The organism is Agarivorans sp. 1_MG-2023, assembly GCF_030548385.1.
GTDB lineage: Bacteria > Pseudomonadota > Gammaproteobacteria > Enterobacterales > Celerinatantimonadaceae > Agarivorans.
The window spans coordinates 108,850-134,553 of record NZ_JAUOSJ010000009.1; the positions used below are offsets into that span (position 1 = coordinate 108,850).

The window sequence follows — 25,704 nt, forward strand, 5'->3', positions numbered from 1 at the left end:
AGATAACTCACATATGTTAGTGCTCACTAACTAGCTATCTATATAAGCTGGCTAGCTGGCATTAATGCAAGTTTTTTTTCGTAAAATTTTACTCAAAAAATTTATTTTTATAAAACTTGAAGCTGCCTACAATTCGCTCAGCCAGTCGCTTATAGTTTGTTCGAGTTGCTCACTTTTTTCACAGTGTAAATCTGCAGCCCAAAGCTCTGTATTATCTTGCTCTGAAATGTAACCCCATAATGCGAGTAAAGTGGTCATGTTTGTGTTGTTGCCTGCGGCGATATCGCGCTCGGCATCACCCACATATAGACAGTGTTGAGGATCTACCTTGATGGTGTCGCAGGCGAGCAGCATTGGCTCAGGATCGGGTTTACGCTGGGCAATCGTATCGCCACCAACTAATACTGCGCATTGTTCAAACTCAGGGAAGTGAGCAAGTAGCTGTTTGCTTAGCCCTTCAGGCTTATTGGTAATCACACCCCAAGCAATCGAGTGCTGATTCAGCCATTGTAAAGCTTGCCTAATCCCTGAGAAGAAATCAGTGCCTTCACAAATGTGCTGTTGGTAGTAATCAAGCAGCTGTTGGCGTAACTCTGTTTGGGCTTGGTTTGCCCAGTCTGCCTCACCAAAACCTGCTTTGAGCAAACCTATAGCGCCGTGAGAGCTTAACTGGCGTGCTTGCGCCATACTAAGCGGAGCTCGTTGGTGTTTGGCTAATACATAGTTAGCTGCTGCGCCTAAGTCGGGAGCGGTATCTAATAAGGTACCGTCTAAGTCGAATAACACCGCCGCTTGTTTAGTCATTGTTTAGCTCCGGCTTTGCCAGTTGCACCATATAGTTAACATCAACATTGTTACTTAAGCGGAAGCTTTCAATCACCGGGAAGAACTGTACGCCGCTAATGGCCTCACTGCGTAGCGCATTGTCGTCAGCCCATGCTAACAATTCTGAGGGGCGAATGAACTTATCATGCTGATGAGTGCCGTTAGGAACAATTTTGAGTAGTTTCTCTGCGGCTAAAATCATGTACAGGTAAGCTTTAGGGGTACGATTAATGGTGGACACAAAAATCTTGCCGCCAGGTTTCACTAATTGAGCACAAGCAGCAATCACCGAACCAGGGTCGGGCACGTGTTCAATCATTTCCATGCAAGTAACTACATCATAAGCTGCTGGATGTTCTTCGGCATGGGCTTCGGCTGTGGTTTGTAAATAGCTTAACTGGCTGCCCGTTTCTAAAGCATGCAGTTTAGCCACTTCTATTTGCTCTTTGCCCATATCAATGGCTGTAACCTTAGCACCTCGAACAGCCATGCTTTCGGCCAAAATGCCGCCGCCACAACCTACATCTAATACGTTCTTGCCAAATAAGCCGGCTGCACCCCGTTCAATATAGTCAAGACGCAGTGGATTGATTTGGTGCAAGGTTTTGAACTCACCTTGTTTATCCCACCATCGCGAGGCTAAGCCTGCAAAATGAGCAATCTCTTGATGATCAACGTTTTGGTTATTTTTACCGTGTTCCATTTAAGGTTCAATCCACATCAGTATTTGTAGGCATTATAAGAACTTGTTCAATGCAGTCACTAGCTTTTGTTCAATTCTTGAGTTTTTTCATTTTTCTAACTGAAAAGAGCGACATCAAGCCTGTTAAGGCCGCTATTTTATGGTAAAGTTTGCGATTACGCTTAGTAATTGTAAAAAGCAATAAAAACGAAGGATTTTGTCGTCTATGAGCGATCTAGTAAATCAGATTTCGCCGGTCAATATTGAGGATGAGTTAAAGAGCTCTTACCTTGATTATGCCATGAGCGTTATTGTGGGCCGAGCCTTGCCAGATGTACGTGATGGTTTGAAACCAGTGCATCGCCGAGTGCTATTCGCAATGAACGTATTGGGCAACGATTGGAATAAACCTTATAAAAAATCTGCCCGTGTGGTAGGTGATGTAATTGGTAAATATCACCCGCATGGTGACAGTGCTGTTTACGATACGATTGTTCGCATGGCGCAGCCGTTTTCGCTACGTTATATGTTGGTAGACGGTCAAGGTAACTTTGGTTCGGTGGACGGCGATTCTGCGGCGGCCATGCGTTATACCGAAATTCGTATGGATAAATTAGCCCACTCTTTGTTGGCTGATTTAGAAAAAGAAACCGTTGATTTTGTACCTAACTACGATGGTACCGAGCAAATCCCTGCAGTTTTACCTACCCGTGTACCTAACTTATTGGTGAACGGTTCTTCTGGTATTGCGGTAGGTATGGCAACCAATATTCCGCCTCACAACCTAACCGAAGTGGTTAATGGTTGTTTGGCAATGATCGAAAATCCAGACATCACTATTGATGAGCTGATGGAGTTTATTCCTGCACCTGATTTCCCAACCGCCGGTATTATTAATGGCCGTGCCGGAATCATTCAGGCTTACCGTACTGGTCGCGGTAAAGTGTCTATTCGCTCTAAAGCCGAAGTGGTTATCGATAAAAATGGTAAAGAGACCATTATTGTTCATGAGATCCCATATCAAGTGAACAAAGCTCGCCTTATCGAGAAGATGGCTGAGCTAGTAAAAGATAAGAAGCTTGAGGGTATTTCTGCACTGCGTGATGAGTCTGATAAAGACGGGATGCGTATTGTTGTAGAGCTTAAGCGTGACGCTGTGGGTGAAGTTGTTCTTAACAACCTATATTCACAAACTCAAATGCAGGTGTCTTTTGGTATGAATATGGTGGCCCTAGATAACGGCCAGCCTAAGATATTCAACCTGCAAGAAATGATTGAGTGTTTCATTCGTCACCGCCGTGAAGTAGTAACACGTCGTACCGTATTTGAATTACGTAAAGCGCGTGACCGTGCTCACATCCTTGAAGGCCTAGCTATTGCGCTAGCCAACATCGACGAAATTATTGAGCTAATCAAAACGTCTCCTACGCCAGCAGAAGCTAAAGCGGCTTTAGTCGCCAAAGGTTGGGACTTAGGCGCGGTAGCGGCTATGTTAGAGCGCTCGGGTGACGACGCTGCTCGCCCAGACTGGTTAGAAGCTGAGTTTGGTATTCGTGATGGTCAATACTTCATCACGCCAATTCAAGCTCAAGCTATTCTAGATTTACGTTTACATAAGTTAACTGGTCTAGAACATGAAAAAATTATTGGCGAATACAAAGACTTATTGGATCTTATTGCTGAATTACTGCACATCTTAAATAGCCCTGATCGTTTGATGGAAGTGATTCGCGACGAACTTATTGAAGTGCGTGAGCAATTTGGTGATGAGCGTCGTACTGAAATTTCAGCCAATAGCTCCGATTTGTCGATTGAAGACTTAATTAACGAAGAAGACGTGGTAGTAACGCTATCTCACGAAGGTTACGTTAAGTACCAACCATTGACTGAGTACGAATCTCAGCGCCGTGGTGGTAAAGGTAAAGCTGCGACTAAGATGAAGAATGAAGACTTCATCGAAAAACTATTAGTAGCAAACACTCACGATACTGTTCTGTGTTTCTCTACGGTGGGTAAAGTTTACTGGATGAAGGTATATCAATTACCTTTAGCCAGTCGTCAAGCACGTGGTAAGCCAATTGTTAACCTACTTCCGTTAACAGAGGATGAGCGTATCACCGCTATTCTGCCAGTACGTGAGTATGAAGAAGACAAGTTCATCTTGTTTGCTACAGCAAACGGTACGGTTAAGAAAACGCCGTTAACTGCGTTTAAACGTCCGTTATCTAGCGGTATTCGCGCGATTAACTTGAACGACGATGACAAGCTAATTGGTGTTGATATTACCTGTGGTGATAACGAAATCATGTTGTTCTCTGATGCGGGTAAAGTTGTTCGCTTCAACGAGAAGCAACGTGACAGTGAAACTGGCGCGGTTAAGTTAGACCCAGAAACCGGCGAAGAGCTACTAGCGTTACGTCCAATGGGCCGTACTGCTGCGGGTGTTCGTGGTATTTCCTTAGATGCGGGCCAAAAAGTGGTGTCGTTAATTGTGCCAAACGGCGACGGTGATATTCTTACCGCCACCGAAAATGGTTACGGTAAACGTACTAAACTTGAAGAATATCCAGCTAAGAGCCGCGCAACAAAAGGCGTAGTGTCTATTAAAGTGAGTGACCGAAACGGCCTTGTGGTTGGTGCGGTACAAGTCACTGAAGCCCAAGAAATGATGCTAATCACCGACGGCGGTACGCTAGTTCGTACTCGCGTTAATGAAGTATCACTGGTGGGCCGTAATACGCAAGGTGTTACCTTAATCCGTACTACTGAAGATGAGAAAGTAGTCGGTTTACAGCGTATTGATGAGATAGAAGAACCGGAGTTCGATGAAAGCGCTGAAGGTGAAATACCAGAAGGCGAGGTAGCAGCTCCAGCTACTGGTGAAGAGCCCGCCGCGAGCAGTGATGAAACTGCCAGCAGTGACCCCGAACCAGAATAGCCATAAATAATAAAAATAACGGGCGGCTTTTAGCCGCTCGTTTTTGTTTAAAAACAGCATATGAACCACTTGAGTGGTCGCACACAACATATTAGTAAGAGATTTAGCATGGATAAAATTTATAATTTTTGTGCCGGTCCAGCCATGTTACCTGAAGCAGTAATGCAACAAGCACAGGCAGAATTTTGCAATTGGCAGGGACTAGGTGTGTCTGTCATGGAAGTGAGTCACCGTGGCAAAGAATACATTGCTATGGCTGCACAAGCTGAACAAGACCTTCGAGACCTATTAAATATTCCTGATAACTATAAAGTATTGTTTTGCCAAGGCGGCGGTCGAGGGCAGTTTGCAGCCGCACCGTTAAACTTACTCGGTGACAAAACATCAATTAGCTTTATTAGTACTGGTCAGTGGTCGAAAGGCGCGGTAGCAGAAGGTGAAAAGCACGCCGAAGCTAAAGTATTTGATGCGATAAGCACAAATGCTCAAGGTCAGGTAGCAGTTAAACCAAGCAAAGAGTGGCAATACGACGAGCAATCAGCTTATGTGCATTATTGCCCAAATGAAACCATTGAAGGCATTGCTATTGATGAGATTCCAGAGGTAGGTGATATGGTGCTAGTGGGTGACTTCTCATCTACTATTTTATCGCAACCTATCGATGTAAGTAAGTTTGGCCTTATCTACGCGGGCGCGCAGAAAAATATCGGCCCATCAGGCTTAGCCATTGCTATCATTCGTGATGATTTACTCGATAAAGCTCATCAGCTTACCCCCAACATTTTTAACTACAGCTTATTAGCGGGTAGTGATTCAATGTTTAATACGCCGCCAACCTATTCTTGGTATCTAGCAGGTTTAGTCTTTAAGTGGCTAAAATCTCAAGGCGGCTTAAGCGCCATGGCTGAAAAGAATGCGGCGAAAGCGGAGTTACTCTATTCATTTATTGATAGTAGTGACTTTTACCAAAACAATGTAGCGCCAGAAAACCGCTCTAAAATGAATATTCCTTTTCAGTTAGCCAATAGTGATTTGGATGCGGCTTTCTTATCTGAGTCTGCAGCAGCGGGTCTAGTGACGCTAAAAGGTCACCGTATTGTTGGCGGCATGCGCGCTAGCATTTATAATGCTATGCCGATTGAAGGCGTACAAGCACTAGTGAGCTTTATGCGCGAATTTGCTAAGCGTAACGGTTAAGGAAGTAATATGAGCTGTGATTTTCATGCCTTAGCTAATCTGGGCGTTCAAGGCCTACGACCTTACCAAGCAGGCAAACCTACCGATGAACTTGAACGCGAGTTAGGTATTAGCAATATTGTTAAACTAGCGTCTAATGAAAACCCAACGGGTATGAGCCCCAAAGCTAGCGCAGCAATTGAGCAAGCGATTGCTGAGTTAACCCGTTATCCTGACTCAAATGGTTTTTACCTTAAGCAAGCCTTGGCGAGTAAGTACCAACTAGCGCCAGAGCAATTTACCTTGGGCAATGGCTCTAACGACGTATTAGATCTTATCGCTAGAGTATTTGTTAGCCCTGAGCATGAAGTGGTTTTTTCACAACATGCCTTTGTGGTGTATCCCATTGTCACGCAGGCTATTGGCGCTAAAGCGGTGGTGGTACCAGCTAAAAATTGGGGGCATGACCTAGATGCTATGGCTGAGGCGGTTACGGATAACACTCGCTTAGTATTTATCGCCAACCCTAATAACCCTACGGGTACCTACTTGAGTAGTGAAGCCTTATATGACTTTATGCAAAAAGTACCAGAGCATGTAGTGGTGGTGTTGGATGAAGCTTATTACGAGTACTTAAGCGAAGACCAGCAAGCACCTTCAACACAATGGTTAAGTGAGTTTGCTAACTTAGTGATTACTCGCACCTTCTCTAAAGCATACGGCTTAGCAGGTTTGCGCGTAGGTTACGCAATTTCAAATCCCGACATCGCCGATTTACTCAATCGCTTACGCCAGCCTTTTAACGTAAACAGTTTAAGTTTGGTGGCGGCTGCGGCAGCATTGCAAGATCAACAGTATTTGCAACACAGCGTAGCGCTTAATCAACAAGGCCTAGCAACACTAGAGGCTTTTTTTGAGGAGGCTGAAATAAGTTTTATTCCCTCAAAAGGCAACTTCATTAGCTTTTTAGCGCCGGGCGGCGATGCCGAGGTTCTATACCAGCAGTTGTTACACAAAGGTGTTATTGTGCGCCCAGTAGGTCCTTATCAAATGCCTGGTTATTTACGGGTAAGTATTGGTACAGAGCAAGAAAATCACACTTTTATCCAAGCATTAAGCCAGCTTATTGGCACTAAATAAGTAGAGAATTTGAAACATGGAACAATTAACCCTACAGCCTATCTCTCGCATTAATGGTGAAATTAACTTACCAGGCTCAAAAAGCGTATCTAACCGTGCTTTATTGCTCGCAGCCTTAGCTGAAGGTGAAACCGTATTAAGCAATTTGCTTGATAGTGATGATATTCGCCATATGCTCAACGCGCTCAAAACATTGGGTGTGAGCTACCAATTGTCAGACGATCGAAGCCGATGCAGCGTAACGGGTTTAGGCCGAGCATTTAAAGTAGAGCAGGCCGAAGAGTTGTTTTTGGGTAATGCCGGTACTGCAATGCGCCCTTTATGTGCGGCTTTATGTTTGAGCCAAGGCGAATTTACCTTAACTGGTGAGCCGCGTATGGAAGAGCGCCCAATTGGCGCACTGGTTGACGCTTTACGCCAAGTAGGCGCCGATGTAACTTACTTAAAAACCGAAGGCTACCCGCCGCTAAACATTAAAGGCACAGGCCTTAAAGGTGGCAAGGTAGATATTGATGGCTCAGTATCTAGCCAATTTTTAACAGCATTTTTAATGGCTGCACCTTATGCCGAGCAAGACATTGAGATCTCTATAGTTGGAGAGTTAGTGTCTAAACCTTATATCGATATCACCTTAAAGATGATGTCTGCATTTGGCATTGAAGTGGAAAACGATAACTACCAGCGCTTTGTGGTTAAAGGCCAACAAACATACACGAGTGCAGGCGAATTTCTGGTTGAAGGTGACGCCTCTTCGGCTTCTTACTTCTTAGCCGCTGGCGCAATTAAAGGTGGCGAAGTGAAAGTGACTGGCGTGGGTAAAAAATCCATGCAAGGCGACGTATTGTTTGCCGACGTGTTAGCTGCAATGGGCGCCGATATAGAGTGGGGCGATGATTACATTATTGCCCGTAGTGGTGAGTTAAGTGCTGTTGATTTGGACATGAACCATATTCCAGATGCGGCTATGACCATTGCCACCGCGGCTTTGTTTGCTAAAGGCACGACTGCAATACGTAACGTATATAACTGGCGAGTAAAAGAGACTGACCGCTTAGCGGCAATGGCTACTGAACTTAAAAAAGTGGGCGCTACCGTAGTGGAAGGGCACGATTTTATTGAAGTGACTCCTCCAGCTAAATTAAACCATGCGGCCATTGATACTTATGATGATCATCGCATGGCGATGTGTTTTTCATTGGTGGCGTTAAGCGATACTGCTGTAACCATTAATGACCCGAAGTGCACTTCTAAAACTTTCCCTGATTATTTTGAGCGCTTGCAACAACTTAGCGAATAAAGTGGTCGAAAATTTTTCATAACTTAGTTAGTCTTGAAGAGTCACTTAGGTGACTCTTTTTTTACATCCGCGTTTTATCTCAAGCACTGCTGAGACTAAAAATAAATAGGCGAAAAGCCAATACTAAAACGCGGCTAAAACGGTAACTAAAACTATGAATGTTTACACTGCGCGGCAGGCGATCCTCGATCGCAAGCAGCGAGTCGTCGCTTATGAGCTATTGTTTCGCGATGGTCCCGACAATGTGTACCCTGATATCGATCCACATGAGGCTACGTCTAAGCTAATTATTCGCACTCAGCTTAATGATGGCTTGCATGCGATTACTCAAGGTAAACCTGCTTTAATCAACTTTCCTGAAGAAAGTCTGCATTCAGAAATGGTGAAGTTACTGCCTAGCAAGCAGGTAGTAATTGAAATTCTTGAAACCGCCAAACCCAGTGAAAAACTGTACAAGCGTTGCCAATCGCTGTTTCATCGAGGCTATCGCTTAGCCTTTGATGACTTTGTTTATAAGGCTGAATGGGAACCTTATCTTAAGTTTGTCCGCTTGATAAAGGTGGATATTCAACGTACGCCTTTGGAACAACTAAGTACATTATTTGAGGCCTTAAAAACGCGCAAAAAAATTAAACTGTTAGCGGAGAAAGTGGAGACTCAAGAGGAATACCAACAAGCGCGAGATTTAGGCTTTAATTTTTTCCAAGGTTATTATTTTTGTCGTCCTGAAATGCATGTGTCAAAAGACATCGATGCCAGCTATTTAATGATTTCTCGCTTGTTTTATGCGGCCACTCGCGAAGATGTAAATATCAATGAAGTGGTACGTTATTTTGAGCGAGACACAGGGCTTAGCTACAAATTATTGCGCTTTGTTAACTCTGGTAGTTTACCCATAGTGGAAGAAATGGCATCGATTAAGCAAGCCGTTGTTTACATTGGTAATACTCAACTCAGAAAGCTAGTCGCCTTGCTTGCTAGCGCGATGGCAGTAAGCCATAAACCGCGTGAACTAGTGCGTATGTCGGTACACCGAGCACGCTTTTGTGAACTGGTGGCGATGCATAAATCGCCAGCTATGCAAGAAGCTGCATTTTTATGCGGTTTGTTTTCCTTGCTTGATGCGCTTTTAGACAAACCATTAAGCGAATTGCTTTACAGTTTACCCCTGGAACAAGACATTAGAGATGCACTATGTAGCGAGCAACCGTCGCTATTGCGTTACATGTTGCTCACTATTAAATCGTATGAAGAAGGGCACTGGTATAAAACTGAGCGCTTAGCCTCACAATTACGAATGGATTATAAGCAAATTGAGCACCTTAATTTGCAAGCTATGTTGTGGAGTGAGCAATATCAATCGCTTATTCAGCCTAGTTAAATAGCGCCAATGCTGCGTTTTATTAACTTTATGTGAATTTGTGACTTAACTGCCCATTTCTGCGACTTTTAAACGAGTTAGTATCGTTTGAATCAAATATTTTCTGGTTGTTTTTGGTATGCTGTTAGCAATAATGCACTTGGCGCAAAGAATGCCAAGGCAATAGCGCGAGTTTTAGGAGCTAATTAGTTTGCGGTTGTGCCTCGTTAGATACTTAACGTTGCTAGTGGTAGGTTGTTGTTGGTCGTTAGGCGTGAATGCCTATATAGTCAATGCGAGTGAATATCAATGGCTCGAAGATAATCCAGAGATAAAGGTGGCAGTAGTTGCTGATCGCCTGCCTTTGGAGTATGTGGACCATACTGGTACCCCTACTGGTACCCCTGCTGGTTATGCCATTGATACTCTCAATAGTTTAGCCTTTCAAACCCGTTTAAAACTTGAATACCAAATTTTCTCTAGTGTTTCTGAAGCCATCTTGGCCTTACAGCATGGTCAAGTAGACATGTTAAGTAGCGCTAGTACTCACCGTCGCCTCAGCCCTTTTGTTAGTTACACCGTACCAAGCTGGCAACAGCCCTTAGCCCTGTTTAATCCTCTACAGCAAGCGCGCTTGAGGAATATGCAACAGCTCACCGGCAAGTCTATTGCGGTGGTTGCAGGAAGTAGCGCTCAGGAAGTTTTATTGGAGAATTACCCTGAAGTAGAGCCGCTAATTTATGCCTCTCTCGCCGACGCAATTCGCTCAGTAGTAGAGCAGCAAACTATTGCGTTACTGGCAGGTAGCGATGAAGTGGCTGCTCACTTACGCGGTATGCCGCGTTGGCATCTACAACAATCGTTTATATTGGATGAATCACTACAGCATCAATTTGCTATTCGAGACGACTGGAAACCTCTGGTCGCATTACTCAATCGCGGCTTGTTGTCGATGGATGAGGCTCAATTGGCGCAAAGTTATCAACGTTGGCAGGCTTACTCGGCTCAAAGTGGTGATGCAACGAGTATCTCCTATTGGTGGTTTGTCGGTTTGCTGATGGCACTATTTGTAGTCAGCATTAGCGTTATATTACTGAGACAAAAATTTGTTAAAGCTAATCTTAAATCCACTCAATTACGAGAACAGCTAGAGTACTGGAAAAATCACGATGAAGTGACCGGTTTGCCAAATCGTCGCCATGTTACTCGCTTGCTTACCAGCTGGTTAGATGATGCAGTACCTTTGTCGGTATTGATGTTCGACTTCCCAAGACAAAATGAAGTATTTGAAAACTTTGGTCAACGTCTAGGTGAAGTGACAAAAGAAGCTTATGCAAAGCGGGTACAAAAAAGCCTGCGTAAACACTACCCAGAAGCCCAACTTGCTTATTGGTATCATCACTATTTCGTGGTGGTTGTACCAAATGTGAATAAAGACAAAGAAGTGATCGAGATAGCCAAGCAAATCGTGCAAAGCTGTCGGGGTTGGTTGCGGCTAGAACAACTGCAATTGTTAACTCGTTGTCATGTGGGGTACTGCAGTTATCATCCTCGCCGAGAAGCGCTTCACAGCGATACCTTGTTAGCCAATACTTTTACTGCTTTGAATCATGCAGTGAAAACCGGCGTTAGCATTTGCCGTTATCGGCCCGATTTAAGCCAAGCGGGTTTAGTTAAGCTAACCCTTGAATCTAAGCTGCGTAAAGCAATTGGTAACAACGAACTAGATTTATTCTTCCAGCCACAATTTTGCTTAAAGACCAACAAAATGATTGGCGCAGAAGTATTGCTGCGATGGTTTACTCCTGAAGGCGCTATTTCGCCAGATGAATTTGTCCCTGTTGCCGAGGAAACTGGCTTAGTATTGCAGCTTGATAAATGGGTGTTTCAAAATGCCATGCGTTTTATGGCGCGTTTTTCTAGCCAACTACCTGAAGGCTTCAAGTTATCAGTAAACTTTTCTGCCACTACGGTATCTTTAGGTCATGCAGAGAAAATCGCGATTAATTACGCGAGCCAATGGCAAGTTAATCCGCAGCGTATTTGTATTGAGATTACTGAGTCGGCAATGATGGAACAGCCCACTGAGGCGAAAGCCAGTATTCAAAGAATGCGTGATGCAGGGTTTGGTATTGCAATTGATGACTTTGGTACCGGATACTCATCTATGGCCTACTTGAAACACTTGCCTGTGACTATTCTTAAAATTGACCGCGCCTTTGTTAGCGGCTTAGAAGAAAATTTATCCGATCAACATATTGTAAAAGCAATGGTGATGATTGCCCGTAGCATGAAATACCAAGTGCTTATTGAAGGTATCGAAACCCAAGCACAAGCCAATTTGGCCTCGGTGATGGGTTGTGAACAAGCACAAGGTTACTTCTTTGCGAGACCTCTTCCGCAAAACGATTTTGTTAAAAACTACCTAACCAAACCTCAATCAAAAGAGAACTTAAGATTAGTTGTTAATTAATCTTGGCGCGTCTTTTGCTTTTCCCTGTATAACTAACAAAAATGCCATTTATCTGGCGGTAGAGGGAAATCATGAGAGTTGATTCAGCAAACCTATTTAGCGAACTGCAATCAATGGCTGGAGAAATGAAAACCGGCGGCATTGGGCAAGACATTGCTCAACCTAATGGTCAGCTAGGCGTTTCTAAAGTAAACAGTGATTTTGGTAGCTTGTTGAAAGATGCAATTAATAACGTAAATGGCTTGCAGTCTAATGCCAATGATTTACGCACTCGCTTTGATTTAGGCGACCGTAACGTAGGTATTGGTGATGTAATGATTGCCGCACAAAAATCTAGCATCGCGTTTGATGCCACCGTACAAGTAAGAAATAAATTAGTTGATGCATACAAACAAATTAGTTCTATGCCTGTTTAACATGGCTAGGGAAATATTGTGGCGAGCGAAGGAAGCAACGCAATGAGTCAAGAACCCGCACTACTAGGTTCAGATAGCGACGGCGATAGTTTGGAAGCAACAGAACAACAGAGCTCTGCACTTTCATTTCTGAGCAACAGCGACGTGCTACGCCAAGTCATTATGATTTTGGCTTTAGCTATCTGCTTGGCCATGGCCGTATTTTTGTTGATGTGGGCCAAAGAGCCAGAGATGCGCCCACTGGGCACCATGAATACGCCTGAGCTAGTTGAAACATTAGACTTTCTTGACCAAGCCAAAATCCCTTACACCATCGAAGGCAATACGGTATTAGTTAACGCCGAGCAATATCAAAGCATCAAACTTAAACTTCGTCGTTCTGGTTTAACTGAGTCAGTTCCTGATGGCGAACAAATTTTGCTTAACGACATGGGATTTGGAGTAAGCCAACGCCTTGAAGGTGAGCGACTAAAGCTTAGTCGTGAGCGCCAATTAGCCACCGCCATTGAGCAAATGAACTCAGTGAGCAAAGCCCAAGTATTATTAGCTATTCCTAAAAGCAACGTCTTTGCCCGTCGCGAGCAGAAACCTTCAGCCACTGTTGTGGTGAATTTGCGTGGTATGAATGGCTTACAACAAGAAGAAATTGACTCAATCGTTGATATCGTAGCCTCGGCTGTTCAAGGTTTAATTCCTAGTCGGGTTACTGTCACCGATCAAAATGGTCGCTTACTTAACTCCGGTAGCCAAGACCCGCTGTCTTCTCGCACTCGTAAAGAGTTTGAGATGGAGCGCAAACGCGAGAGCGAATACAAAGACAAAATTGACGCAATTATGATCCCAATTGTTGGGGTGGGTAATTACACCGCTGAAGTAGACGTAACCTTAGATTTTACTGCTGTAGAGCAAACGCAAAAGCGTTTCAATCCAGACTTACCGGCAGTTCGTAGCGAATACACTATTGAAGATAACAATGTTGGTGGTGGTGCTATTGGTATTCCTGGCGCATTGACTAATCAGCCGCCACTACCTGCTGAAATTCCAGAGCAAGCGGGTGGGGCTAATACTCAGGCTCAATCTGGTAGTAGCCATAAAGAATCAACCCGTAATTACGAATTAGATACCACCATTAGTCATACTCGCTCACAAGTGGGTGTAGTCAGGCGTTTAAGCGTATCGGTTGCTTTAGATTACAACAGTCAAGTTTCTGACTCCGGAGAAACTAGCCGCGAACCGCGTTCTGCCGAGCAAATGGGCAGCATTCGACGTTTATTACAAGGTGGTGTGGGCTTTAATTTAAGCCGAGGCGATACTCTAGAGGTGGTGAGTGTGCCATTTTCTCGCCCAGAAATATTTACCGAAGCTGATTTACCTGTTTGGGAGCAAGCTTGGTTCTGGCGCGCCATGCGCATGGCGGGTAGTGTACTGGTCTTGATTGTGCTGATTGTGGCAGTAGTAAGACCAATGCTAAATCGCATCCTATCTAGCGGTGAAGACAGCGAGCATGCTGAGACCGACTTAGATGCTGCATTGGCGGCTTATGAAAATGATGATGACTTACAGCTAATATCGGCAGACAATACTGAGGTCGATTTCGGTATTCGCGATGGACAGCTAAAACTGCCAGACTTACACAAAGATGAAGACATGCTGAAAGCGGTTCGAGCACTAGTCGCCAACGAACCAGACCTTGCAGCAATGGTAATTAAAGATTGGGTAATTAACGATGCCAAATGAAGATGAAATCAACCCAGAAGAAGTTCTGGGAGATATGAACGGCATTGAGCGCGCAGCGATTTTAATGCTGAGCCTCAACGAAGATGACGCCGCGACCATATTCCGTCATCTTGAGCCTAAACAGGTACAGCGTTTGGGTATGGCGATGGCCTCGTTAGAAGACTTTTCTCACGAGCGAGTGGTAGCGGTTCACCGTTTGTTTATCGACGATATTCAAAAATACACCAATATTGGTATTGGTAGTCAAGACTTCGTACGTAAAGCGCTAACTGCAGCACTGGGTGAAGATAGAGCATCTAGCTTAGTTGACCAAATTATTATGGGCAGCGGAGCTAAAGGCCTCGATTCCTTGAAATGGATGGATGCCCGCCAGGTGGCTAACATCATTCAAAACGAGCACCCACAAATTCAAACTATTGTGTTGTCTTACCTAGAAGCCGAGCAATCTGCCGAGATTATGTCGCAGTTCCAAGACAAAGTGCGCTTAGATCTCATGATGCGTATCGCTAACTTAGAAGAAGTGCAGCCTGCAGCATTAACTGAATTGAACGAAATTATGGAAAAACAATTTGCTGGTCAAGCCGGTGCTCAAGCAGCCAAAATGGGCGGCTTGAAGGCGGCAGCCAACATCATGAACTTCCTAGATACCAATATGGAAGGCATGTTGATGGACTCTATTCGCGAAAGCGACGAAGAAATGGCACAACAAATTCAAGACCTTATGTTTGTATTCGAAAACTTGGTGGATATCGACGACCGAGGTATTCAAACATTGCTGCGTGATGTACCCGGCGAGTTACTGCAAAAAGCGCTTAAAGGCGCTGATGAAACACTTAAAGAGAAAATCTTCAATAATATGTCTAAACGGGCTGCAGAAATGCTACGTGATGATTTAGAAGCGATGGGCCCAATTAAAGTGAGCGAAGTAGAAACTGCTCAGAAAGAAATCCTATCTATTGCTCGTCGACTTTCTGAGGCCGGTGAAATTATGATTGGCGGTGGCGGCGGCGACGAGTTCTTATAAAAATGACCGAACAAGATAAACCCGTTAAACCACAAGATACAGAAGCTAACGCTGCAGCAGAAGAAAACAGCGCTGATTCGGTGATGGGTGATGACGATATCGCAGCCTTACTGGAAGAAACCCAAGGGGTGTCTCAGCAACAAGACACAGCTCAACACGCAGCAGAGCATGCTCCTAGACCTAGACCTGCACCTGCAGATGCAACCACTGACTCAGTAATGGGTGATGATGACATAGCTGCATTATTGGAAGAAACCCAAGGGATGCCTCAGCAACGAGACGAGGATGAAACATCTCAACACGCAGCAGAGCAGACTCCTACACAAACAGATACAAACACTGACTCAATTATGGGCGATGATGATATCGCGGCTTTATTGGACGAGGCTCAATCATTGCCGAGTAATGACGCCGTTGAGCAGTCTTCAGAACAACAGGAACAGAATGATGAACAAGCTGCAATTGATGCCTTGCTTGCTGGTGTTGATCAAAGCAGTGAGCCTGAAAAAGCAATCGACAGCCCTGTAGTGGAAGATATTGCCTGGCCATTGCCCGAATTTGAAGATACGACTCGTGATACCGCTGAGCCTGTTAGCAATGTATTAAACATGAAACCAGCTTGGTTTAATGAAGAGCCGGTAGAAGAAGAACCAGAAATTCAATTTGAGCCAATGACCATTGAAGAGCTAGAAGCACTTCGCCAGTCAGCTTATGAAGAAGGCTTTGCTGAAGGCAAAGATGCGGGTCATAATGAAGGCTTGGTTAGTGGTCAAGAAGAAGGCTTAGCCTTAGGGAAAACTCAAGGCCAACAAGAAGGCCTAAGCCAAGGCTTAACCGAAGGCCAACAGCAAATTGATGCCTTGGGTGCGCAATGGGGAAGTTTAATTGATCAACTGCACCAACCTAATCGACAAATTGACGCTGAAGTGGAACAGCAGGTCGTTGATTTAGCTATGAAGTTGGCGGCTGAAATTGTTCAGGTTGAATTGGTTAGCAATCCCAATATTATTGCTAAAACAGTAAAGCAGGCTGTAGCGGCCCTACCATTGCAAAAACAACATATTCGTATTCATTTACACCCGGTAGATTTGGCTATTATCGAGCAGATATTTCCTCCCGAAACCCAAGAAAAGAAAAAGTGGCAGTTGCTAGCCGATGGCAGCCTTACCCAAGGTGATTGTTTAATCGAGAATGATTTATCATCTGTTTCAGTTGAGATGAACGAAGTTATTAAACAAAGCCTACAGTCTTTTATTCGCCAAAATGGTCAAGACGATGACGCTGAGCCAACGACTTAGTTCTTATAACACCGAGCATGTGCGGAATAACCCAACGGTTGCGGGTAAGCTAACTCGAGTAGTGGGCTTAACGCTCGAAGCAGTAGGGTGTCGTGCCCCTGTGGGCTCTTTATGTTCAGTAGAAACTCTCGACGGATTTCTAGAAGCTGAAGTTGTGGGCTTTTCTGGTGACAAGCTGTTTTTAATGCCAAGTGAGCAGTTAACCGGTGTATTGCCTGGCGCTCGCGTGATCCCAATGCATGAGAATCACGGCATCCCGGTAGGTATGGAACTGCTAGGACGGGTGATTGACGGAGTGGGTAAGCCGCTAGACGGACTGGGCGATATTCATTGTAAACAGACCACTAATTTGAGCTCTGTTCGCCTTAATCCCATGGCAAGAAAGCCAATTAAACAGCCTTTAGATGTTGGGGTTCGCTCGATTAATGCGGTATTAACTGTAGGCCAGGGGCAGCGCATGGGCTTATTTGCCGGCTCGGGTGTGGGTAAAAGTGTATTAATGGGCATGATGACTCGAGGCACTACAGCAGATGTAGTAGTGGTGGGGTTGATTGGTGAACGTGGCCGAGAAGTAAAAGAATTTATTGACGATATTTTAGGTGAAGAAGGCCGCAAGCGAGCGGTGGTTGTGGCTGCTCCCGCCGATGCTTCTCCACTAATGCGATTGAAAGGGTGTGATACCACCTTAACCATTGCCGAGTACTTTCGAGACCAAGGCTTAAATGTGCTGCTACTTATGGATTCATTAACGCGTTACGCTCAAGCACAGCGTGAGATTGCCTTAGCAATTGGCGAACCGCCTGCCACTAAGGGCTATCCGCCCTCAGTGTTTGCAAAATTGCCTCGCTTGGTTGAACGTGCTGGAAACGGTGGTGAAGGGCAGGGTTCGATTACCGCCTTTTTCACGGTTCTTACCGAGGGGGATGATTTGCAAGACCCCATTGCCGATGCCGCCCGCGCTATTCTAGACGGACATATCGTATTATCTCGCGAGTTGGCAGACTCAGGTCATTACCCAGCGGTAGATATTGAAAAATCCATTAGCCGAGTGATGCCTGCGGTAACTAGCGACGGCCATCAGCAACTTGCTCGCCAGCTTAAATCCTTAAATGCCTCCTACCAGCAAAACCAAGACTTGATTGCTATTGGTGCCTACCAACGCGGTGCTGACAAACGTATTGATTTAGCCATAGGCATGAAGCCACATATGGATCAGTTCTTGCAACAAGAGATGAAAGAAGTGGTAGCTTATGACGAAAGTCTGACGCGGATGGAGCGCACCATGCAAATGGCCAATATCAATGCTCAAGGTCCGCTCGGTTAAACTACCTTGATGTTCTCTACTTAGGAGATGCTCATGGCACGGCGAGCGTTATATTTAATGGTTGAGCGCTTGCAAGAGCAAGAGCAAGCCGCAGTAAAAGATATGGCCGAAGCGCAGCAGCAGCTTAGCGAGTTTGAAGCACAATTGGCTCACCTAGAGCAGTATCGCCGCTCTTACCTTGAGCAAGCCTTGGCAAAGGGCGTAGATGGCTTTTACGCAGACAGCTTTCACCAATACCAATTGTTTATTCAAAAGCTTGAGCAAGCCAGTGTGCAGCAGGGTAAAAGTATTGAGCAAGTAAAGAAAAACGTATTACTTAAACGTAATCAGTGGTTAGAGCTGCAAGCTAAACGAAAAGCTATGGAGTTTCTGATTGAAAAACAAGTGAAACAGCAGCAGCAAAAACAACACCGCGAAGAACAAAAGCTACTCGATGAATACGCATTATATTCTCACCTTCGAGGCCAAGTGTAGCGCTTAGGCATAAAATATGCTTTATTTTTTCGAAATGAAAGAGTAATGGCTAGTTAGCCTAGGGCAAATAAGCCTAAAGCTGGAAAAGACTAATTGTAAGGGCAAGTAACAATATGGAATTTCTGTTAAACGATGCAGGCAATGCCAAGCAGTTATCATCACTAGGAAGTGCAACTCTTAGCCCTTCTGAAAAGGGTGACGATTTTGCTAAATTAGTTAAAGAATTAGAGCAACTTCCTAAAGCCGATAGCCCGGTAAAAGCCGCTGTAGAAAAAGAGTATGCTAAAGGTGCGGAGTCTGATTCTAAAAAGGCTGTGGATAGCCCCGCAGAGCCCAGTCCTAGGGACTTACTTAAGCAACTCGATACGGCCAAAAAAGCGGCCGACGATATTGAAAAGGGTAATGCGGAGTCCGCTAAAAATGCTATTCCCATTGACCTTGTTAGTGAAGATGAAGCTGATTCTGCCGAACAAACAGCTTCAGACAGTTCTTCATTAACGCAGGACTCAGAAACCAAAGAGAGATTAAACAGTAAGGCTGAACCAGAGCCAGAGCCTGCAGTTAAAACTAACAGTGCTGGAAAAAGCGAAACTGATCCTGATTTAGCCCAAGCAGCAAATAAACAAAGCGGCAGTGAATTGCCGCTTAACTCTGCTGCGTCTGATGCCGACGATACAGATGCCTCATCTATACTGAGTAGCGAAACTAAAACATCAAATACAAGCTCCAATCAACTTGGCGTTTCTTCATCGAAAACTGACAGCACAATCAGTGTAGAAGGAGAGGCCAACAAAGCTAACCCACAAAGTGCTAAAGACCTAACAGACTCAAAAGTGCTTAGTGAAGCCGCTAACGCGAAAAGTATTGCAGACACAGGCGCTGCAGAAGTTAGTGGGAGTAAAGCGATTAAAGGCACTGAAGGCGAGTTAGATAAATCTGCAAAACTTGGCGTTTCGGCTAACCAAGTCGAACAACAAAAAACTACCGAAAAAGAATTAAACAAAACCACTGCTTTCGTTAGCGGTGCGGTGGTTAAAGATACTGATAAAACGCTACAGAATAAAGTTGAAAGCGAACAGCTTAAATCTGCCAGTGGTAAAGAGGCTGATACGCTAAAACAGGCTAATGCTGGGGTAGACAGTAAACAAGAAAAAGCAGCGCAGATAAACTCAGATACTAATAGAGGTGAGCCACTAAACACTCAAGTTGATGCGCGAGCTAAACAAGCCGCTAAAGTTTCATCTTCTGAGCAAGTGGTTATTCAGCAAACGGCCAACGATACGAAAGTAGCGCAAAATGCAGACGCTGGAAAAATGGCTGAAACAAACCTTAATGTCGATGCCAAAACTGGCGAGACTAAACCTCCGCTTGCTTCTACTCAGTCAAATTTGTTGACCCCTAAAACCAGCAGTACAGATGCTTCTCCAACTACTGATAAGTTAGCTGCTGCGACCATCGCAGCGAGCGCAGATAGCACCAGTAAAGATACTAGCGGTGAGCAAAAAGAGCAGCAACATAGTCAAACTCAACAGCATGTAGCGCTAAATCAAACAGAGGCGCCTAAACCGCAAGAACATCACAGTATTTTTCGCTCAGCCTCAGGCGCTGATGTAGTTGCTCGCGCGGAGCAGGCAAATAGCGATGTTGCGTTAAAACAAGCGCAGCAAGCAAATCAGATAAACGATAAACAAGTTCAACAAAACGAACGACTCAACCCTGCTCATTATCAAGCACCTGCCGAACTGAATCAGCGGGTTCAATATATGTTAAGCCAAGGTATGCAAAAAGCTGAAATTCGTTTAGATCCTGCAGAGTTGGGCAGTATGCATATTCGCTTGCAGATGAACCAAGAACAACAGGTATCGGTACAAATTCAAGTTCAAAACCCTCAAGCCCGTGAAGCCTTAGAACAAACCATGCCGCGTTTACGTGAAATGTTAGAGCAGCAGGGTATAGAATTAGGACAAAGTCAGGTGAATCAGCAAAATCAAGGCAATGCTTCGCAGCATGGTCAAGGTCAAAACGCGGGAAGTGGACTTGCTGGAAATATTAACAATATTGAGGACGCTGGTGAGCAAGACTTGAGCGCCTTGGTGGCAAACCAAGCAAACAGCGATGGTATTGACTTTTACGCCTAGTTTATTTGCTAAAGGCGCTGTTGAAGCGCCTCTTAACTGTGTAATAATGAAATCAGTTTAGCGAAAAGTTCATGGAAGCATAAATGGCTGAAGAATCAGAATTAAAAGTAGAAGATGATGAAGGTGGCAGTAAGAAGAAGCTGATCATCATTATTGCCGGTGTCGCGGTATTAGTTATTGGCGGCGTTGTCGGCTTTTTGTTGATGGGCGGCGAAGATGAAGCGCCTGCAGCTGCAACCCCCACTGAAGAAGTGACTGCTAGTGTTACTCATGAAGCACTATACGTGGGGATGCCGCGACCATTTGTCTTCAATATTGTGGGTGACCACAGAGATCGTTTGGTACAAATCAAAGTACAATTATTGGTGCGTGGTACTGCCAATGAAGCTGATGCGAAGCTACATATTCCCTTGATTGAAGGTACTTTACTTAACGTATTTAGCTCCGCTAGCGTTGAAGACATGTCTACTCAAGAAGGCAAAGATAGCCTACGTGAGAACTCGCTAATCGAAACACAAAAAGCATTAAAAGAAATTACCGGTAAAGTTGTGGTAGAAAAAATATTGTTTACCGGCTTTGTGATGCAATAAAGGAACAATGTGAGCGATTTATTAAGCCAAGACGAAATTGATGCGCTGCTACATGGTGTTGATGATATAGAAGAGGACATCATTGAGCCCGAGATGTCGGGCAGTGTGGTGGAGTTTGACTTTTCTTCTCAAGACCGAATTGTTCGGGGTCGCATGCCAACCCTTGAGTTGGTTAATGAACGTTTCGCACGGCACATGCGCATTAGTTTATTCAATATGATGCGCCGTACCGCTGAAGTATCGATTAATGGCGTACAAATGATTAAGTTTGGCGAGTACGTGCATACTTTGTTTGTACCTACTAGTTTAAACATGGTTCGTTTTCGTCCACTCAAAGGCACCGCCTTGGTGACCATGGAAGCGCGACTGGTTTTCATTTTAGTTGAGAACTTTTTTGGTGGCGATGGCCGTTACCATGCAAAAATTGAAGGTCGAGAATTTACCCCTACCGAACGCCGTATCATTCAAATGTTGTTAAAAATCATCTTTGAAGATTACGTTGAAGCGTGGGCACCGGTTATGGATGTTGGGTTTGACTACCTCGATTCAGAAGTGAATCCCGCTATGGCTAACATTGTGAGCCCTACTGAAGTGATCGTGGTGAGCTCTTTCCATATTGAATTAGATGGTGGCGGTGGTGATTTTCACATTGCAATGCCTTATTCCATGTTGGAGCCTATTCGTGAACTACTAGATGCGGGGGTTCAGAGCGATAAACAAGATACCGATCAACGTTGGAGCTCAGCACTTAGCGACGAAATAATGGATGTCCCGGTCGGTTTACATACTAAGTTATTAGAAACTGATGTGACATTAAGGCAGCTGATGGAGCTGAAAACCGGTGATGTTATCCCTGTCGAAATGCCAGAAACCGCGATGTTGTTCGTAGAAGATTTGCCTAGTTACCGTGTTAAGTTAGGCCAGCGTAATGAACACATGGCGCTTAAAGTTGATTCAGTGTTAGAGCGTCCCGATACGGTCAAAACTGACCTAGAAATGGTGGTAAGCCGCCGTCAATCTTCTGCAGACGACGAGTAAGATGAATAAGGAAAAAATATGAGTGATCAAGACGATATGGCGGATGAGTGGGCTGCAGCAATGGCTGAAGTAGAGCCCGCACCGTTAGAAGAGTTTGTTGATGAATCGCAACCTATTAGCGAAGAGCAGCAACGTAAGCTTGATTCAATAATGGATATCCCGGTTACCATTTCAATGGAAGTTGGCCGTAGTAATATTAGTATTCGTAACTTACTACAGCTTAACCAAGGCTCGGTAGTTGAGCTAGATCGGGTAGCTGGTGAACCTTTAGATGTGCTGGTAAACGGTACCTTGATCGCCCATGGCGAAGTAGTGGTAGTGAATGACAAGTTTGGTATTCGTTTGACTGATGTAATCAGTCAAACAGAACGCATTAAAAAACTCAAATAATGCGCGGCTCATTCGGTTTACTGCTTATTCTATCTATTGCCTTGCCTGCGGCTGCAGAGCAAGAGATTAACGCGGCGCCCAGCTCTCAAGTTGAATTGCTCTCTTGGATAATGTCTTTAGCTGTAGTGTTGGTGACTATTTTGGTTTGTGCCTGGGTGCTTAAAAAAACCCGACTAAATCAATTTGCTGGCGACCAGTCTAAAGTTATCACTAATTTGGCACTGGGCACTCGCGAACGCATCATGGTGGTAGAAATAGGTGAGCAACAATATTTGCTGGGGGTCACCGCCCAGTCAATAAATCTATTAGATAAGTTGGAACAACCACTGGAAGCGAAACCGAATAAAATGAGTGGCCATTTTGCTAAACAGCTGCAAGGGATATTGTCGAAAAATGAAAAGTAAGCTGTTTTACGGTTTATTATTGTGCTTTGCGTTTGTTGCACCTAGCTTTGCTCAAGAAGGTATTTTACCTGCCATAACGATGACCACCAATCCCGATGGTGGTCAAGAGTATTCGGTTACACTACAAGTCTTAGCCTTGATGACCGCGCTGTCTTTTTTACCAGCAATGGTCATTATGATGACGTCGTTCACTCGAATCGTGGTGGTGATGTCAATTTTGCGTCAGGCCATGGGTTTACAGCAAAGCCCGTCTAACCAAGTCATTATTGGTATTGCTTTGTTTTTAACTTTTTTTATTATGTCGCCAGTCATAGAAGAGGTGAACCAGCAAGCGGTACAGCCGTATTTGAGTGAAGAGCTTACTTCTATGCAAGCTTTTGAGCGCGCAAAAGAACCGCTTAAAGAATTCATGCTAGCGCAAACGCGCCTTACTGATCTAGAAACCTTTGTAAAGATTGCTAAGGTCGAAGTAGGTTCACCAGAAGAAGTACCGTTTAATGTGCTTATTCCTGCATTCATTACATCCGAGTTAAAAACCGCCTTCCAAATTGGCTTTATGTTATTCATACCATTTTTGGTGATTGACTTAGTGGTGGCCAGTATTCTAATGGCCATGGGTATGATGATGCTGTCCCCAATGATTGTATCGCTGCCATTCAAACTAATGTTGTTTGTATTGGTTGATGGCTGGAGCCTAGTGATGGGCACCCTTGCAAACAGTTTTGGCGTATAGACAAAAGGAGCCATAGATGGAACCGGAAGTCTTTGTAGATGTATTTCGCCTGGCATTAGGGCAAGTGGTTATCTTAGTGTCTGCTGCGATTATCCCAAGTTTGCTGGTGGGGCTCATTGTAGCTATTTTCCAAGCCGCCACTTCGATTAATGAACAAACCTTAAGTTTTTTGCCACGTTTGTTAGTCACACTTGCTTCGCTAATGATTGCTGGCCATTGGTTTACCGGAAAACTGATGGAGCTGTTCTTCACTATGGTTGATATGATCCCTCAGGTTGTTGGTTAGTGGAGTTTCCCTCCGACCTAATTATGGCGTGGATTGGCCAATATCTTTGGGCCTTAACCCGCGTAGCTGCAATGTTAATGGTATTGGCGAGTTTTGGTGGCAAATCGGTTCCTACTCGAGTTCGCTTAATGTTAGCTTTGGCGATTACTTTTGCATTAGTGCCGGTGTTACCAGACGTTCAAGGTATCGAAGTTTTCTCCTTTCAAGCGATTATCGTGATTCTTCAGCAAGTATTAATTGGTGTAGCGATCGGATTTATTTCTCAGCTATTAATGCAAACGTTTGTGGTTGGCGGGCAAATTATTGCGATGCAAACCAGCTTGGGTTTTGCCTCTATGGTAGACCCGAATAATGGCCAAAGTACTCCTGTTGTTGGTCAATTTTATTTGTTGTTGGCAACATTACTGTTTTTGGCCATTGACGGGCATCTGCAGCTCATTACCTTAATCGCAATGAGTTTCGAAACGATTCCCATCGGTATGAGCGGTTTAGGCACTATTGATTATCAACACCTTGCTGGTTGGTACTCTCAGCTTTTTCTGGCCGCGCTTGCCTTGTCTATTTCGTCTGTTGTCGCCATGTTACTTGTGAATTTTTCTTTTGGTGTTATGACCCGAGCTGCACCCCAACTGAATATTTTTAGTATTGGCTTTGCGGTAAGTATGTTGTTTGGTTTATTTATTCTTTGGCTCACTATTGGTGGGTTCTTAGCGCACTTTGAACGTCAGTGGGAGGTTGGTCGCAGTACAGCATGCGCTCTATTGCGCATAGGTTGTTAACCTAAGGTCAAATTACTATGGCAGATGACGATCAAGAAAAAACGGAAGACCCCACGGGGAAAAAGCTTGAAGATGCTCGAAAAAAGGGACAGGTCGCTCGTTCTAAAGAATTAGGTACTGCCGCGGTACTCATTACTGCTGCTATCGCCATCATGGCGTTTGGCAGCATGTTGGCTGAATCTATGGTGAAGGTTTTCCAGTTAGCTTTTACGATGACCCGGGAGCAGGTGTATGACGTTAATCTCATGCTTAAGAACATCGGAATTATAGGTATGTTGTTGGTTAAGCCACTAATGTGGATTATGGGCTTTATTACACTAGCGGCCTTAATTGGCAATACTTTGTTAGGGGGAATGTCTTTTAGTTGGGAGGCTGCCAGGCCAAAAGCCAGTAAGATGTCGCCGCTTCAGGGCTTTAAACGGATGATGGGACTTCAAGCTTTTGTTGAACTTATAAAAAGTATTGCCAAAGTTGTTGTAATCGCAGGTGTAGTTTGGTTTGTACTGCGTTGGAAGTTCGCCGAAATCCTCACTCTTAGTATGCAGTCGATACCTGGCTCGATTGTTAATGCGTTAGACATGCTGCAGTGGATGTTACTAGCCCTAGTTTGCAGCTTGATTGTTATCGTGATTATTGATGTGCCTTATCAAATTTGGAATCACAACAAGCAGCTGAAAATGTCTAAGCAAGAAGTGAAAGACGAACATAAAAACATGGAAGGTAGCCCTGAAGTGAAAGGGCGGATCCGTCGCTTGCAAATGGAAATGGCTGCTCGCCGAATGATGGCTGATGTGCCGCAAGCTGATGTGGTAGTGACCAACCCAACACACTTTTCTGTCGCACTTCAGTATGATAAAGAAGGTACTGGCGCTCCCAAAGTGGTGGCAAAAGGGGTTGACGAGGTAGCGATGAAAATCCGCGAAATTGCTCGCCATTATGAAGTTCCGATTATGGAAGCACCAGCACTCACTCGCTCGTTGTATCACACCACTAAAATTGGTCACGATATCCCCGAAGGTCTATACGTTGCAGTTGCCCAAATATTGGCTTTTGTTTTTCAATTGGAGCAATACCGTAAGGGTAAAGGTAAGCGACCTAAACCGGTGGTTAATGACTTACCTATTCCCAATGAACTTCGATATTAGTCTCAGTTCTCATCACCGAACTTATTAAGTAATCGTA

23 protein-coding genes are annotated in these 25,704 nt (G+C 44.5%); 21 read left to right on the top strand and 2 right to left on the bottom strand.

Going from position 1 to position 25,704, the window contains the following annotated elements; genetic code table 11:
* Nucleotides 1-126 precede the first annotated feature (126 nt).
* A complete protein-coding gene (locus Q4592_RS14275) occupies nt 127-804 on the bottom strand; it encodes an HAD family hydrolase (protein ID WP_303514238.1) in 678 nt (225 codons plus the stop codon).
* Nucleotides 797-1,528, bottom strand: coding sequence for a bifunctional 2-polyprenyl-6-hydroxyphenol methylase/3-demethylubiquinol 3-O-methyltransferase UbiG (gene ubiG, locus Q4592_RS14280; protein WP_137671415.1), 732 nt, complete (start codon nt 1,526-1,528; stop codon nt 797-799). Before ubiG ends, Q4592_RS14275 begins: the two co-directional genes overlap by 8 nt.
* A 205-nt stretch (nt 1,529-1,733) precedes the next feature.
* On the opposite strand from ubiG, the gene gyrA reads away from it, so the two are divergent.
* The 21 genes from gyrA to flhB all read left to right on the top strand — a co-directional run bounded on the left by gyrA (nt 1,734) and on the right by flhB (nt 25,667).
* On the top strand, nt 1,734-4,445 hold the full coding sequence (gene gyrA, locus Q4592_RS14285) for a DNA topoisomerase (ATP-hydrolyzing) subunit A (protein WP_303514240.1): 2,712 nt from the start codon (nt 1,734-1,736) through the stop codon (nt 4,443-4,445).
* A gap of 108 nt (nt 4,446-4,553) precedes the next feature.
* Complete coding sequence (serC, locus tag Q4592_RS14290) at nt 4,554-5,642, top strand: 3-phosphoserine/phosphohydroxythreonine transaminase (protein ID WP_303514245.1); 1,089 nt, start codon at nt 4,554-4,556, stop codon at nt 5,640-5,642.
* A 9-nt stretch (nt 5,643-5,651) separates the two neighbouring features.
* On the top strand, nt 5,652-6,761 hold the full coding sequence (gene hisC / locus Q4592_RS14295) for a histidinol-phosphate transaminase (protein WP_303514248.1): 1,110 nt from the start codon (nt 5,652-5,654) through the stop codon (nt 6,759-6,761).
* 16 nt (nt 6,762-6,777) lie between these two features.
* Entirely contained in the window at nt 6,778-8,058 is a 1,281-nt protein-coding gene (aroA, locus tag Q4592_RS14300) for a 3-phosphoshikimate 1-carboxyvinyltransferase (protein WP_303514251.1), read from the top strand.
* Nucleotides 8,059-8,212: 154 nt separating this feature from the next.
* Nucleotides 8,213-9,439, top strand: coding sequence for an EAL and HDOD domain-containing protein (locus tag Q4592_RS14305; RefSeq protein ID WP_137671411.1), 1,227 nt, complete (start codon nt 8,213-8,215; stop codon nt 9,437-9,439).
* 253 nt (nt 9,440-9,692) lie between these two features.
* Entirely contained in the window at nt 9,693-11,891 is a 2,199-nt protein-coding gene (locus Q4592_RS14310) for a bifunctional diguanylate cyclase/phosphodiesterase (protein WP_303514257.1), read from the top strand.
* A gap of 71 nt (nt 11,892-11,962) precedes the next feature.
* Nucleotides 11,963-12,307: a flagellar hook-basal body complex protein FliE gene (gene fliE / locus Q4592_RS14315; protein ID WP_303514260.1), complete on the top strand. Its 345-nt coding sequence runs from the start codon at nt 11,963-11,965 to the stop codon at nt 12,305-12,307.
* A 42-nt stretch (nt 12,308-12,349) separates the two neighbouring features.
* Nucleotides 12,350-14,044 carry a flagellar basal-body MS-ring/collar protein FliF gene (fliF, locus tag Q4592_RS14320; protein WP_303514263.1) on the top strand — a complete coding sequence of 565 codons (1,695 nt, stop codon included), beginning with the start codon at nt 12,350-12,352 and terminating at the stop codon, nt 14,042-14,044.
* Entirely contained in the window at nt 14,034-15,068 is a 1,035-nt protein-coding gene (gene fliG, locus Q4592_RS14325) for a flagellar motor switch protein FliG (protein WP_137671407.1), read from the top strand. The genes fliF and fliG overlap by 11 nt, the downstream gene beginning before the upstream one ends.
* Nucleotides 15,069-15,070: 2 nt before the next feature.
* On the top strand, nt 15,071-16,366 hold the full coding sequence (locus Q4592_RS14330; RefSeq protein WP_303514266.1) for a flagellar assembly protein FliH: 1,296 nt from the start codon (nt 15,071-15,073) through the stop codon (nt 16,364-16,366).
* On the top strand, nt 16,344-17,690 hold the full coding sequence (fliI, locus tag Q4592_RS14335; protein ID WP_137671405.1) for a flagellar protein export ATPase FliI: 1,347 nt from the start codon (nt 16,344-16,346) through the stop codon (nt 17,688-17,690). The genes Q4592_RS14330 and fliI overlap by 23 nt, the downstream gene beginning before the upstream one ends.
* A gap of 33 nt (nt 17,691-17,723) precedes the next feature.
* Entirely contained in the window at nt 17,724-18,164 is a 441-nt protein-coding gene (gene fliJ / locus Q4592_RS14340; protein WP_303514269.1) for a flagellar export protein FliJ, read from the top strand.
* A gap of 113 nt (nt 18,165-18,277) precedes the next feature.
* Nucleotides 18,278-20,302: a flagellar hook-length control protein FliK gene (locus Q4592_RS14345; protein WP_303514271.1), complete on the top strand. Its 2,025-nt coding sequence runs from the start codon at nt 18,278-18,280 to the stop codon at nt 20,300-20,302.
* 83 nt (nt 20,303-20,385) lie between these two features.
* Nucleotides 20,386-20,892, top strand: a complete 507-nt coding sequence (gene fliL / locus Q4592_RS14350) for a flagellar basal body-associated protein FliL (RefSeq protein WP_137671402.1) — start codon at nt 20,386-20,388, stop codon at nt 20,890-20,892.
* Between the two features lie 9 nt (nt 20,893-20,901).
* Nucleotides 20,902-21,930: a flagellar motor switch protein FliM gene (gene fliM / locus Q4592_RS14355; protein WP_137671401.1), complete on the top strand. Its 1,029-nt coding sequence runs from the start codon at nt 20,902-20,904 to the stop codon at nt 21,928-21,930.
* A gap of 18 nt (nt 21,931-21,948) precedes the next feature.
* The gene (gene fliN / locus Q4592_RS14360) at nt 21,949-22,320 is read left to right on the top strand and encodes a flagellar motor switch protein FliN (protein WP_137671400.1); all 372 of its coding nucleotides are present in this window, start codon (nt 21,949-21,951) and stop codon (nt 22,318-22,320) included.
* Nucleotides 22,320-22,724 carry a flagellar biosynthetic protein FliO gene (gene fliO / locus Q4592_RS14365; RefSeq protein ID WP_303514275.1) on the top strand — a complete coding sequence of 135 codons (405 nt, stop codon included), beginning with the start codon at nt 22,320-22,322 and terminating at the stop codon, nt 22,722-22,724. Before fliN ends, fliO begins: the two co-directional genes overlap by 1 nt.
* On the top strand, nt 22,714-23,457 hold the full coding sequence (gene fliP, locus Q4592_RS14370; RefSeq protein WP_137671398.1) for a flagellar type III secretion system pore protein FliP: 744 nt from the start codon (nt 22,714-22,716) through the stop codon (nt 23,455-23,457). The genes fliO and fliP overlap by 11 nt, the downstream gene beginning before the upstream one ends.
* Before the next feature lie 16 nt (nt 23,458-23,473).
* Nucleotides 23,474-23,743: a flagellar biosynthetic protein FliQ gene (locus tag Q4592_RS14375; protein ID WP_303514280.1), complete on the top strand. Its 270-nt coding sequence runs from the start codon at nt 23,474-23,476 to the stop codon at nt 23,741-23,743.
* 23 nt (nt 23,744-23,766) lie between these two features.
* Nucleotides 23,767-24,522, top strand: a complete 756-nt coding sequence (gene fliR / locus Q4592_RS14380) for a flagellar biosynthetic protein FliR (protein WP_303514473.1) — start codon at nt 23,767-23,769, stop codon at nt 24,520-24,522.
* 17 nt (nt 24,523-24,539) lie between these two features.
* Nucleotides 24,540-25,667 carry a flagellar biosynthesis protein FlhB gene (flhB, locus tag Q4592_RS14385; protein ID WP_303514282.1) on the top strand — a complete coding sequence of 376 codons (1,128 nt, stop codon included), beginning with the start codon at nt 24,540-24,542 and terminating at the stop codon, nt 25,665-25,667.
* The last annotated feature ends 37 nt before the right edge of the window (nt 25,668-25,704 follow it).